General features: G+C 65.4%; 12 protein-coding genes. 6 read left to right on the forward strand and 6 right to left on the reverse strand.

Annotation, left to right across the window (positions count from 1 at the left end; all coding sequences use genetic code 11):
- Positions 1-59 precede the first annotated feature (59 nt).
- Positions 60-962: a 50S ribosomal protein L11 methyltransferase gene (gene prmA, locus ACTHLF_RS13225; RefSeq protein WP_440327811.1), complete on the reverse strand. Its 903-nt coding sequence runs from the start codon at positions 960-962 to the stop codon at positions 60-62.
- Positions 963-1026: 64 nt separating this feature from the next.
- Between prmA and ACTHLF_RS13230 the strand changes: the two genes are divergently transcribed.
- The 3 genes from ACTHLF_RS13230 (at position 1027) to purH (ending at position 3974) form a co-directional block, all read left to right on the forward strand.
- Positions 1027-1869, forward strand: a complete 843-nt coding sequence (locus ACTHLF_RS13230; protein WP_440327812.1) for a zinc-ribbon and DUF3426 domain-containing protein — start codon at positions 1027-1029, stop codon at positions 1867-1869.
- A 217-nt stretch (positions 1870-2086) separates the two neighbouring features.
- Positions 2087-2320, forward strand: coding sequence for a helix-turn-helix domain-containing protein (locus ACTHLF_RS13235; protein WP_139979453.1), 234 nt, complete (start codon positions 2087-2089; stop codon positions 2318-2320).
- Between the two features lie 64 nt (positions 2321-2384).
- Positions 2385-3974, forward strand: a complete 1590-nt coding sequence (gene purH, locus ACTHLF_RS13240; RefSeq protein ID WP_440327813.1) for a bifunctional phosphoribosylaminoimidazolecarboxamide formyltransferase/IMP cyclohydrolase — start codon at positions 2385-2387, stop codon at positions 3972-3974.
- A gap of 79 nt (positions 3975-4053) precedes the next feature.
- On the opposite strand, the gene ACTHLF_RS13245 is transcribed toward purH, so the two are convergent.
- Positions 4054-5121, reverse strand: coding sequence for a bile acid:sodium symporter family protein (locus ACTHLF_RS13245; RefSeq protein WP_440327814.1), 1068 nt, complete (start codon positions 5119-5121; stop codon positions 4054-4056).
- A 58-nt stretch (positions 5122-5179) separates the two neighbouring features.
- Between ACTHLF_RS13245 and ACTHLF_RS13250 the strand changes: the two genes are divergently transcribed.
- Complete coding sequence (locus ACTHLF_RS13250; RefSeq protein WP_440327815.1) at positions 5180-6058, forward strand: LysR family transcriptional regulator; 879 nt, start codon at positions 5180-5182, stop codon at positions 6056-6058.
- Between the two features lie 44 nt (positions 6059-6102).
- Positions 6103-6801 carry a glutathione S-transferase gene (locus ACTHLF_RS13255; protein WP_440327816.1) on the forward strand — a complete coding sequence of 233 codons (699 nt, stop codon included), beginning with the start codon at positions 6103-6105 and terminating at the stop codon, positions 6799-6801.
- Positions 6802-6911: 110 nt separating this feature from the next.
- On the opposite strand, the gene ACTHLF_RS13260 is transcribed toward ACTHLF_RS13255, so the two are convergent.
- Entirely contained in the window at positions 6912-7442 is a 531-nt protein-coding gene (locus ACTHLF_RS13260; protein WP_440327817.1) for a DUF2782 domain-containing protein, read from the reverse strand.
- A gap of 94 nt (positions 7443-7536) precedes the next feature.
- Between ACTHLF_RS13260 and polA the strand changes: the two genes are divergently transcribed.
- Positions 7537-10272 carry a DNA polymerase I gene (gene polA, locus ACTHLF_RS13265; protein WP_440327818.1) on the forward strand — a complete coding sequence of 912 codons (2736 nt, stop codon included), beginning with the start codon at positions 7537-7539 and terminating at the stop codon, positions 10270-10272.
- 285 nt (positions 10273-10557) lie between these two features.
- Here polA and ACTHLF_RS13270 read toward each other — a convergent pair whose 3' ends face one another.
- The 3 genes from ACTHLF_RS13270 to ACTHLF_RS13280 all read right to left on the reverse strand — a co-directional run bounded on the left by ACTHLF_RS13270 (position 10558) and on the right by ACTHLF_RS13280 (position 12573).
- Positions 10558-11094, reverse strand: a complete 537-nt coding sequence (locus tag ACTHLF_RS13270; protein ID WP_440327819.1) for a hypothetical protein — start codon at positions 11092-11094, stop codon at positions 10558-10560.
- Between the two features lie 15 nt (positions 11095-11109).
- The gene (locus ACTHLF_RS13275) at positions 11110-11844 is read right to left on the reverse strand and encodes a hypothetical protein (RefSeq protein WP_440327820.1); all 735 of its coding nucleotides are present in this window, start codon (positions 11842-11844) and stop codon (positions 11110-11112) included.
- A 105-nt stretch (positions 11845-11949) separates the two neighbouring features.
- Entirely contained in the window at positions 11950-12573 is a 624-nt protein-coding gene (locus ACTHLF_RS13280) for a hypothetical protein (protein WP_440327821.1), read from the reverse strand.
- Positions 12574-12796: the final 223 nt, after the last annotated feature.

Raw genomic sequence — 12796 nt, forward strand, 5'->3', positions numbered from 1 at the left:
AGGCCCTGCGACGGTACGGCGAACGGCGTCGCTCACAGGGTGAGCTCCTACGGCCGCGCTCATGCGCGCTTGCGGTTACCGCTGATCCGCACCCAGTCTTCCAGCTGGCGCACTTCCAGGTTCTCGAACCACTCGGCGTAACGCACCAGCAGGTCCTCCTGCTGGCCGAACAGGATGCCGGAGAGTGCGAACGGTGCACCGGGCTTCACCGCCGCCGCGAAGGTCGGCGCGAGTTCGCCCAGCGGGCCCGCCAGGATGTTCGCCACCAGCACATCGGCGAGCTCGGCCGGCGCCTCGCCGGGCAGGTACACCTCGAGTGCCGCATCCACGCCGTTGCGCTCGGCGTTATCGCGCGAAGCCACCAGGGCCTGCGGATCGTTGTCGATGCCCACCGCGCGCGCCGCGCCACACTTCAGCGCGGCGATGGCCAGGATGCCCGAGCCGCAGCCGTAATCGAGGATGAGCTGGCCGGCCATCTGCTGGCCATCCAGCCACTCCAGGCACATGGCCGTCGTCGGATGCGTGCCGGTACCGAAAGCCAGGCCGGGATCGAGGCGCACGACGACGATGCCACCGTCTTCCGGCGGCTCGATGTTCCACGGGTACACCCACAGGCGCCGCCCGAACGGCATCGGCTTGAACTGGTCCATCCACGCACGCTCCCAGTCCTGGTCCTCGACCTCGCGCCAGCTGATGTGCGCGGGCTCGATGAAGGGCAGGTCATCGGCGATCGCCGCGGTCAGGCCGCGACGGTCGGCGTCGATGTCGAACAGCGCGTTCAGCACGATCTGGTTCCACAGGGGGATCTCGCCCACGCCAGGTTCAAAGATCGCCTCTTCATCCGGCGTCTCCGCATCGGCATCCTGCAGGGTGATCGAGAGGGCACCAAGATCCTCAAGCGCCGTTTCCACGCGCGGCTGTTCGGCGGCGCGGATCGTCAGGGAAAGTTCGAGCCAGGGCATCGTCGGGCCAACAGGACAGGGTAGGACCGACGATTCTACCCGGCGCGCACGCTATGATCGAACGATGTACACCCAGTGCCCCGAGTGCCTCACCGTCTATAAAGTGGAAGCGGAATCGCTGGTACCCGCCTGCGGGTGCCTGCGCTGCGGCCATTGCGGCAGCATTTTCAACGCCCTGGGCACCCTGGCCGCACAGCTGCCGCCCGAGCCATTCACCCGCCTTGTCGAGCATGCGCTGGACCAGGATCCGCCGCTCGCGGAGGTCGCGGTGTTCCGCCCGCGCGTGGCCGAGCCGGCTCCCGAGCCGGCCGGTATGCCGATCACCGTACCGGTTGAAGGCGCCGCGGAGATCCATGCCGGCGAGGGCGTGCAGGAGGGCGAGGACTTCACCCAGCTCACCTTTACGCCGCGCTTCGCGCGCGAGACGAAACGGCGCTCGTGGCGCACCGCGGCGTGGGTCAGCGTCTGCCTGCTGCTTGTGCTGGGCCTCGGTGCACAGCTCGCCTGGGCAAAACGCGACTCGCTGGTCGCCGACCCTACGTTCGGCCCCGCCCTACAGACGGCCTGCACCGTGCTCGGTTGCGAGCTGCCCCTCGTGGCGGCGCCGGGTGAGCTGAGGCTGCTGGCGCGTGATGTCGAGCAACACCCGTCCGTGCCGGATGGCCTGCTCATCACCGCCAGCGTGCACAACGACGCGCGGTTTGCGCAGCCCTATCCCGTCGTCACCATCGTGCTGTCCGACGCCAACGGCCAGCGCCTGGCCATGCGCCGCTTCCAGCCGGAGGACTACGTGGGTGACGCGGCGATCCGTACCCGGGGCCTGGCCGGAGGCGCCACGACCGCCATGGTCTTCGAGGTGCAAGACCCAGGCCAGCATGCGGTCGCCTTCGCATTCAGCTTTGAGTGACCATTCGAAAAAATTTCTTTTTGCAAGCCTGCACTTCGGCCCGGCAGGCGAGTACACTCAATCCCCTTCGCGACTTTCGGCCAGCCTTGCGCGGCGCCCACGTCGCATTCGCGATCATGAGAACAAGAACCGCCCGGGGCCCTGGTTCCGGACGCAAGAGGGACACGCCTTGAACGCTGTGAGACTTACTGCCGCCGAGGCCGCCAACGAAACCTCCATGCAGAGTGCTCTCAGCGAATGCGTCAGCCGTACCGTGCGCCGTTACCTGGCGGACATCGGCGATACCGAAGGCGGTGAAGGCCTCCACGCGCTGGTCATCCGCGAGGTCGAGGGCCCGCTGCTGCGCGAAGTCCTGGCGTTCCATGATGGCAACCAGAGCCGCGCCGCCGCCGCGCTTGGCATCAACCGTGCCACCCTGCGCAAGAAGCTCGCCGCCCACGGCATTTCCTGAGCAACCCGGCCAGCCGCCGTTTGGGCGGCTATAATGGTGCGCTTTCCCCTCCCGGAAAGTGCCCATGCCCTCCCCCGATCTCGTACCCGTCCGCCGCGCGCTCATCAGCGTCTCCGATAAGAGCGGCCTGACCGAGCTCGCCCGCCGCCTCGTCGCGGCGAACGTCGAAATCCTCTCCACGGGCGGCTCCGCGAAGGCATTGCGTGACGCCGGCATCGCCGTGCGCGACGTCGGCGACCTCACCGGCTTCCCGGAAATCATGGACGGCCGCGTGAAGACGCTGCACCCGAAGGTACATGGCGGCCTGCTGGGCCGTCGTGGCACGGATGACGCGGTGATGGCCGAGCACGGCATCCTGCCGATCGACCTGCTGGTGCTGAACCTGTATCCATTCGAGCGCACCGTCGCCAACCCTGAATGCACGCTGGAGGACGCGATCGAAAACATCGATATCGGCGGTCCGGCCATGTTGCGTGCCGCAGCGAAGAACTGGAACGACGTGGGCGTGCTGACCGACCCGGCGCAGTACGATACGGCGCTCGCCGAGATCGAAAGCCACGGCGGCCTCTCGCGCGCGTCGCGCTTCGCCTTCTCCGTCGCCGCGTTCAACCGCGTTTCGAACTACGACGCCGCGATCAGCGATTATCTCTCCGGCATCAGCCTCGACGAGACGCACACCGCCGTCTCAGGCCGCGCCGAGTTCCCCGCGCAGTCGAACGGCCGCTTCGTGAAGGTCATGGACCTGCGTTACGGTGAAAATCCGCACCAGGCTGGCGCGTTCTACCGCGACCTTTATCCGGCCGCCGGTACGCTCGCCACGTTCCGCCAGCTGCAGGGCAAGGAACTCTCGTTCAACAACATCGCCGATGCCGATGCGGCGTGGGAATGCGTACGCCAGTTCGATGCGCCGACCTGCGTCATCGTGAAGCACGCGAATCCCTGCGGCGTCGCCGTGGCCGCCGATCCGCTCGCCGCGTATGAGCTGGCCTACGCCACCGACCCGACCTCCGCGTTCGGCGGCATCATCGCGTTCAACCGCCCGCTCGATGCCGAAACGGCGAAGGTGATCCTGAAGCGCCAGTTCGTCGAAGTGCTGATCGCCCCCGTGGTCGAGGCCGGCGCGGTCGACGAAGCCGCGAAGAAGGCGAACGTGCGCGTGCTCGAGATCCCGAACGGCGACGGCCGCAACACGCACGATGTGAAGCGCGTGGGCTCGGGCCTGCTGGTGCAGACCGCCGACCACCGCCAGGTGACGCGCGATGAACTGAAGGTGGTCAGCAAGCGCCAGCCGACCCCGACCGAACTGGACGACCTGCTGTTCGCATGGCGCGTCGCGAAGATGGTGAAATCCAATGCCATCGTCTACGCGAAGGACCAGCGAACGATCGGCGTGGGTGCCGGCCAGATGAGCCGCGTGGTCAGCGCGAAGATCGCGGGCCTCAAGGCCGAGGAAGCCGGCCTCGTGGTCCCGGGCAGCGTCATGGCCTCGGATGCCTTCTTCCCGTTCCGCGACGGCATCGACGCCGCCGCGGCGGCAGGCATCGTGGCGGTCATCCAGCCGGGCGGATCAATGCGCGATAACGAGGTCATCGCAGCGGCCGACGAGCACGGCATGTCGATGGTCTTCACCGGCATCCGCCACTTCCGTCACTAAAACAAAACGGCCGCTCCATGAGCGGCCGTTTTGTTTCGCATCGTCGTAGGAGCCCACCCTCTGGGCGACATCTTTCACCTCAACGCGCAGGCCCTGTGGCGTTGTCGCGAACGGCGTCGCCCACAGGGTGGGCTCCTACGCCCTCACGGCGCACCGCGTAACGCCGCGCCAGCACCGCGCAGGTCATCAGCTGGATCTGGTGGAACAGCATGATCGGCAGCACGATCAGCCCCAACGGATGCCCGGCGAACAACACCTTCGCCATCGGCACGCCCGAGGCCAGGCTCTTCTTCGAGCCGCAGAACACGATGGTGATCTCGTCTTCCTTGTCGAAGCCCAGGGCACGCGCGCCATAGCGCGTGGTGAGCAGGGCCGCTGCAAGCAGCACGACGTTCACAACCACGAGCCCGCCGAGCACCGGCAACGGCAACTGGTGCCACAAGCCCTGCAGTACGGCCGCGCTGAAGGCGGTGTACACGACGAGCAGGATGGAACCGCGATCGACGAACGTGAGCATCTTCGCGTGCTTGCGCACCCACGCGCCGATCCAGCGCTGGGCGACCTGGCCCGCCACGAACGGAACGAACAACTGCACGACGATGGCGCTGATCGAGCGCCACGACATCGCACCCTGCCCCGAGCCCGCGATCATCAAGCCCACCAGCAGCGGGGTAATGAAGATGCCGAGCAGGCTGGAGGCCGACGCCGAAACAATAGCCGCGGGAACGTTACCGCGCGCGATCGAGGTGAATGCGATCGACGACTGGACCGTGGACGGCAGCGTGCACAGGAACAGGACGCCGAGGTAGAGATCGGGCGACACCAGCGGCGCGAGGAGCGGCTTCAGCAGCAGCCCCAGCAGCGGGAACAAGGCGAACGTGCTTGCCAGCACCGTCAGGTGCAGGCGCCAGTGGGTCATGCCGGCCACCACGGCCTCGCGGGAGAGCTTCGCGCCGTGCAGGAAGAACAGCAGCGCGATCGCGATATCGGTCAGCACCTCGAAGCCCTGGGCGGCAGCACCGCGGCACGGCAGGAAGCTCGCCAACAGGACCGTGGCGATCAGCGAAAGGGTGAAACCATCGGGGAGGAAGCGGCGCATGGCGGTCAGGGCGAGCGGAAGGTTGTCGCCTATTGGACCGCCGCCCATTTGATAAGGCAAATCGTTTTATCTGATCCGGTGATACGCTATGCGCATGAATGTCTCGATGCGCCAGCTTCGTGCCTTCCTCGCGGTCGCGGGCCACCGGCATTTCCGCCGGGCCGCCGACGCCCTGCACCTCACCCAGCCCGCCGTGAGCCGGCTCATCGCCGATCTCGAGGGCGAGCTGGACGTGCGCCTGTTCGACCGAACCACCCGCGAGGTCGTGCCCACGGAAGCCGGCCGCTACCTCGAGCAGGCGCTCGGCCGGGTACTCGATGAACTGGACAACGTGCTGGGCCACGCCCGCACCCAGGCCGACCCCCTGCGCGGCCGGGTGCGTATCGCCGCAGTGCCCACGCTCTCGGCCGGCCTGGTTCCCGCGGGCATCGCGAGGTGCACAGCGGAGCATCCCTCGCTCGAAATCATCCTGCGCGACCAGAACCAGGCCCAGGTGCTCGACGCCGTGCGCGGCGGCGAGGTGGACTTCGGCCTCACCGTCGAACCCGCCACACACGAGGAGTTCGAAGCAGAAACGATCCTGCGCGATCCGTTCCGGCTGGTCTGCCCTGCGGGACACCCGCTTGCCAGCCGCAAGCGGGTCCCGTGGACGGCCTTGTCGGGCGAGCCGCTCATCCTGCTCGACCACGCCTCCGGCAGCCGGCGCGTGATCGATGCCGCGCTCGTTCGACACGGTGTCGAGGCACGCATCACGCTCGAAGTGGGCCACCCGCACACGGCCTTCCGCATGGTCGAGGCGGGCCTCGGCATCACCGTGACGCCCGCCATGTCGCTCGATGCACTGCGCCCCGGGCTGGTCGCGCTCGCACTCAGCCCGGAGGAGCAGCGCAACGTCACCCTGCTGCGTCGGCGTGCGCGCTCGTTGTCGCCGCCAGCGCAGACCGCCTGGGATACATTCCGCGACATCGCGCTCACACTGGCTTGAACGCCTTGCCGCGATCCTCGGGCGCTTATGGCAGGAGATGGCGCATGACTTATCAGCTCTACTACTGGACCGGCATCCAGGGGCGCGGCGAATTCGTCCGCCTGGCACTGGAGGAGGCGAACGCGCCCTATGTCGATGTGGCCCGTGCCGAGGGCGACGGCGTGATGACGGCATGGCTCAACGGCGAGCACGACGGCGCCCTGCCCTACGCGCCGCCGTTCCTGAAATCCGGCCGGTTGGTGATCGCCCAGGTCGCCAACATCCTGCATTACCTCGGGCCACGCCTTGGCCTGGTCCCCGAGGGCGAGGCGAAGCAGGTCTATGCCCACCAGCTCCAGCTGACCATTACCGACCTCGTCGCCGAAGCCCACGATGTCCACCACCCCGTGGGCGCCGGGCTCTATTACGAAGACCAGAAAGCGGAGGCGAAGCGGCGCGCCGATGAATTCCGCGAATCGCGGATCCCCAAGTTCCTGCACTATTTCGAGAAGGTGCTGGAGCGCAACGGCGGCAAGTACGCCCTGCGCGAGTTCAGCTACGTCGACCTGTCGCTGTTCCAGGTGATGTCGGGGCTGGAATACGCGTTCCCGAAATGCATGGCGAAGCAGAAGCTGCCGCTGCTACGCGACCTGGCAAAGCGGATAGCCGCCCGCCCCAACACCGCAGCCTACCTCGCCAGCGAACGCCGCCTGCCACACAGCGAAGACGGCATCTTCCGCCACTACGCCGAACTCGACGGCTGAACGCCGCTACGCCGTAGGAGCCCACCCTGTGGGCGACATCTTTCGCCACGGCGTCACAGGTCCTGTGGCCTTATCGCGAACGGCGTCGCCCACAGGGTGGGCTCCTACGATCAGTCGGAGCCGGCAGGCTTCGGCGCAGCGCCCCACTCGTAGACCTTGTAATACACGGGGCTGACGTTGCGGGTACCGGAATCACGCACCAGCTTGCCTTCGTTGTTCGCCATGACCGTGTACGGCACGCCGTTCTTCGGCGTCACGCGGATCATGGTGAGGCGGCCAGCCGTACGGTATTCCTCAACCGTATCGGTGCCTTCGGTGTGCACGGTCACCTGCGGCGCGGTGTTGCCGTTCGCGTCCACCTGGCCATCGTCCTGCATGGACGGCAGGTTGGCCGCCGAGACCTTGCTGCCCTGCGCATCGGACGTCGCGGGGCTGGACTGCGTCGGCGGGGCCTGGTCGTACGGCACCGGCTTCTCGATCGGCGCCTGGCCGGAGCGGTCCGGCTCACCTGCCTTGACGCCCGGATCGTTCAGGCCCGGCGGCGGCAGCACCTTCAGCTTCGGGTCCTGGGCGGTCTGCGCCGCGGCCGGCAGGGCCAGGGCGAGCGCCAGCGCGGCGACGAGGGCGTGCATGCGGTTCATGGGAGTTCTCCGTGCGGGGCTGGAAGCATACCAAGGCGCGAGTCACACGCCACGTGAACAGGCGGTCCACGGCGGCCCGTGCGAGAATCGCGGGATGCCTACGCTCACCCTCATCGACGGGTCCTCGTACCTGTATCGCGCGTTCCACGCGCTGCCGCCCCTGACCAATGCGCACGGCGAGCCCACCGGCGCACTGTTCGGCATCGTCAACATGCTGCGGACCACCATGAAGGCCGGCTCCGACTACGTCGCCTTCGTGTGCGACGCGCCGGGCCGCACCTTCCGCGACGACCTCTACCCCGAGTACAAGGCCAACCGCCCCTCCATGCCGGATGACCTGCGCGCGCAGGTCGAGCCGATGATGAAGATCGTCGGCGCCCTGGGCTTTCCCATCCTCTGCGTGCCTGGCGTGGAGGCCGACGACGTCATCGGCACCCTGGCCCGCCAGGCCAGCGCCGCGGGCATCCACACGGTGATCTCCACCGGCGACAAGGATTTCGCACAGCTCGTCGGCCCGGACATCCTGCTGGTCAACACCATGACCAACACCACGATGGACACCGACGGCGTCATCGCCAAATTCGGCGTGCGGCCCGAGCAGATCGTCGATTACCTCACCCTGGTCGGCGACAGCATCGATAACGTGCCGGGCGTGGACAAGTGCGGCCCCAAGACGGCCGCCAAGTGGCTCGCCGAATATGCCAACCTCGATGCCCTCATCGCCAGCGCCGACAAGATCGGCGGCAAGATCGGCGAGAACCTGCGCGCCGCGATCCCGCGACTGCCGCTTTCGCGTGAACTGGTCACGATCCGCATCGATGTGCCGCTCGACCAGCATCCGAACGACCTCGCCATGCGCCCGCGCGACGTCGACGCGCTGCGCGAACTCTACGCGCGCTACGACTTCAAGGCGGCGTTGAAGGAGCTCGACAGCGGCGCCGATACTGCCGCGCCTTCGGCTTCGCCCGCTCCGGCCGCCGCGCCGTCCCTGGCCCCGGTCATCGCCGCGGATGTGTTCAGCGGCCCGGGCGAATACGAAATCGTCCTCACCGAAGACCGTCTTGCCGCGTGGCTCGAGAAACTCGAAACCGCGCCGCTCATCGCGTTCGACACGGAAACCACCAGCATCGACTCGATGCTGGCCGATATCGTCGGCGTGTCGCTGGCCGTGGAGCAGGGCAAGGCCTGTTACATCCCCGTCGCGCATGACTACCCAGGCGCCCCGGCCCAGCTCAGCCGCGAACACGTGCTCAATGCGCTGAAGCCGATCCTCGAGGATCCTTCGCGCCCCAAGGTAGGCCAGCACGGCAAGTACGACATCAACGTGCTGTCGCACTATGGCATCGCGGTGAAGGGCCTCGCGCACGACACCATGCTCGAGTCGTACATCTTCAACGCGACCGCGACCCGCCATGACATGGATTCGCTGGCCCAGCGCTACCTTGGCTACACCACGGTGAAGTACGAGGAAATCTGCGGCAAGGGCGCGAAGCAGATCTCGTTCTCGCAGGTGGATATCGAAACCGCCGGCAAGTACGCCGCCGAGGATGCCGACATCACGCTGCGCCTGCACCACGCCTTGTGGCCGCAGCTCGAAGCCGTGCCGTCGTTGCGCTCGGTGTACACCGACATCGAGATCCCCGTGGTGCCGGTGCTCGCGCGCATGGAACAGACCGGCGTGCTGATCGATGCGAACGAACTGCGCCTGCAGAGCCAGGAGCTCGGCAAGCGCATGCTCGAACTGCAGCAGAAGGCTTACGCGGCCGCAGGCCACGAGTTCAACATGGACTCGCCCAAGCAGCTGCAGGCCGTGCTGTTCGACGAGCTCGGCCTGCCCGCGAAGGTGAAGACGCCGACCGGCCAGCCCTCGACCAACGAGGAGGCCCTGGAGGCCCTGGCCGACTCGCACGAACTGCCGCGGCTCATCCTCGATTACCGCGGCCTTGCCAAGCTGCGCTCCACGTACACCGACAAGCTCGCCGGCATCGTGAATCCGCGGACCGGCCGCGTGCACACCAGCTACCACCAGGGTGCCGTCGCCACGGGTCGCATCAGTTCCTCCGACCCGAACCTGCAGAACATCCCGGTACGCACCGAGGAAGGGCGGCGGATCCGCCAGGCCTTCGTGGCGCCGCCGGGCTGGCGCATCGTCGCGGCCGACTACTCGCAGATCGAGCTGCGCATCATGGCCCACCTCTCGGGCGATGATGGCCTGGTACGGGCATTCTCCGAAGGTGGCGACGTGCACCGCGCGACGGCGGCGGAAGTGTTCGGGGTGCCGCCCGAGGAGGTCACGAGCAACCAGCGCCGCGCCGCCAAGGCGATCAACTTCGGGCTGATGTACGGCATGAGCGCATTCGGCCTCGCGCGCCAGCTCGGCGTCGATCGTGGCGAAGCCTCCGATTACATGGCGCGCTATTTCTCGCGTTTCGCCGGTGTGCGAGCCTTCATGGATGCCACGCGCGAACAGGCGCACCAGAATGGCTATGTCGAGACGCTGTTCGGCCGCCGCCTGTACCTGGAAAACCTGAAGTCACGTAACCAGGCGCTGCGCGCGGGTGCTGAGCGCGCCGCGATCAACGCGCCGATGCAGGGAACCGCCGCCGACATCATCAAGCGCGCGATGATCGCCGTCGCGGCATGGATCGAAGGCCGCGACGATGTGCGCCTGCTGATGCAGGTACACGATGAACTCGTCCTCGAGGTGCGGGACGACGCGGTGGACGCGGTAAAAGTTGCGATTGAAACGAAAATGAGCGGCGCAGCGGAGCTGAGTGTTCCCTTACAGGTCTCCGTGGGCGTCGGCGCGAACTGGGATGAAGCCCACTAAGCGCATTTAGACGTCTAAATCGTAAGTATTTCGTTCAACCGTTCATCCGGGCCGCGTCAAGCCATTGATTCCTATGGCCATGAACGCGGCCTGACTTTTTTTCGTATTTCATTGCAACTTCTGCCGCTGTCAGACGTCTATATCTTCGGACGCACGCAACGGCGTCCCATCGGTGGGCCCCACCTCCCTGGGGTCACCTCCGTGGATGGCCTGTCTTCCCCTGGGCCGGTCATCCCACCCCGCCCCGGCAGCTCCCCTGGCTGCCGGGGTTTTTTTTGCCGCGCGTCAGGGGTCGAGGCGCACCCAGCGCTTGTCGATCTTCGCGCAGACATGCTCGCCGCCGCCCGGGCACTGCCCGAGCTTTCCCGCCGCCTGCGCCGCGTTGATCTGGCGAACCCAGCGGGTTTCCCGCAACGTATGCTGCGCCTCCCAGATCGCATATCCGGCGGTGCCGATCACGGCGAACGAGCCCACCGCGGAGGCGATGAACGCTTTCCATGCGAAGGCCGTCTGCAACCTGCCGCCCGACACCATCCGGGATTCCAGCCGCGAGGCCGCGTTTTCGAGGCGAATCTCGGAGGCGCGGATCACCTCACCGAAACGCAGGATGGCGTTCGCGGTACCGTCATCGAGCGCCTCACTCGCGGCCTGGCGCAGATCCGCCGACACCTGCGCCGAAGCAGACAGCGCTTGCTGGGCCTGGTGCCCCATCGCCTGGCTCGCCTGCATGGTCTGCTTCGCCACCGCATCGAGCCGCTTCTCAATCCGCCCCGTCACCGCCGCGAGTTTGACGGTGAGGGATTTCACATCATCTTCGTCCATGGGACCTGTTACTCCTTACATCGACATAGCCATTGCGGGGGCTTGCTGTTGTTGCTGTTGCATTTGCTGTTGCGCCAGCGCCTGGTCGGCGAGCTCTTGCTGGCGATTATGTTCGAGACCAGTTTCGAGGAAGTCCTTGCCTTCATAGGACTGGAGAAAGTCTTCTCCGACGTCATCGAAGGCTTTGTCGTCGCCGGACTGTGCTGCGGCGACCAGTCGATCAAACGGATCGACATGGTCAAGCGACGGCTGCCGCTCCGCTTCGCTCAATGGAATCTGCCACCATGCTTTCGACGGAAGCGGATGCGTCGTCTCCCGATTCAGCTCACTCCCAGGTATCGGATCACGAATCGTTCGGATGTCTTGGGGAGCATGCGATGGAAGGTAGTTGAGTTTTCCATCAACTCCCTTGGCCTCGCTCTCACCGAACCGCCGATCTGTCCGCTGGATCCCCGCGTGATTCAACGCTGCCCACGTGTAGTCGACGCAGTTGTTTCGGAAGTCCTTGTACGTCATGTCAAAGCCGTACGCGCCAGCGTTTTCGCCGAACTCATTCAGCTTATCGAACTGCTCTTTCGACACTTCCATCGTCCGCGAGTAGAAAGGGTCGACGTACTGATCCTCGTCATTCTCAGATCGGGTGCCCGGTCCATTCAGGTCTCCGTGCTTGATCGGCGCGAACCCGAAACTCTCTCGCCTTACACCATCAAATGTCGTGTAGAAAACATGACCCGGCGCGGATCGATCCATCGTCGATGTATCCGTCTCAAGGAGGCCACGCTCGCCCCGTAGCGGAGTACCTGGCGCGGCCGCGTGGATCGTTACCGTGTATCGCTTTCTGTCCATTCAAATCCTTTACTTTCCGTGTGGAAAATCGCGTTGCACTGTCAGCCAACTAGGTATCGAATACAGCATCGGGGTATCCGCTACCGTATCGACATCGACCCGGTACTGCCCATACTCCTGAAATCGGAAGTGCACCGACTCCATCCGTTTGACGTCAGTGCCGTTGCTTGACTTAACGTAGGCAACATCGGTCTTACGTTCACTCATCGAAGGTACCGCGATGAACTTCTGCGTCTTGCTGTCGTAGTCGAAGTCCAGATCATGCACGGGCACCGCCACCTCGTGTCCATCAACGATGTGCCACACCCGCACGCGCAAATAGAGTCGCTGCTGCGGAGGGTACGAACTGAGATGGGAGAGGCGTGGATCCCTATCCGGATTCCAGAGAAACACGCCGACGATGTAGACGAATTCGAGATCTGCGTTCTCTTCCGTAACGCTTATTGGGATACGCACCGACTCCCCCTTACGGCTGACGTCAAACGGCACAGTTGCCAATGGTATGGTCGGCTTATCCGAACAGCCGACAAGACATAAGCACAGCATCAGCCCTAGGGATACCTGTACTGCCAAGCGCCTCACCGTGGAGCCAATGGCCCTCATTGCCCCCATGGTCGACAGCTTTATCCGCATAGCGTTGTTCCAGGAGCGGCGGCATAAACCGTCAACGTGTATCGCTTTGTATCCATGACTTATCCTTATTTTCCGTGTCGGTACTCACGCTCGACAGTCAGGCGAGACGTGACGCTGTCGAACATGGGCATGTCGTCGAGGGCCTCGACGTCGAATCGGTAGAAGCCTTTTTCGGGCAGCGTAAAATTCACAACCTCCATCAGCCCCTCAGTTGCCGAGTGAC

The sequence above is a fragment of the Luteibacter sp. genome (assembly GCF_051958795.1).
Classification (GTDB): domain Bacteria; phylum Pseudomonadota; class Gammaproteobacteria; order Xanthomonadales; family Rhodanobacteraceae; genus Luteibacter.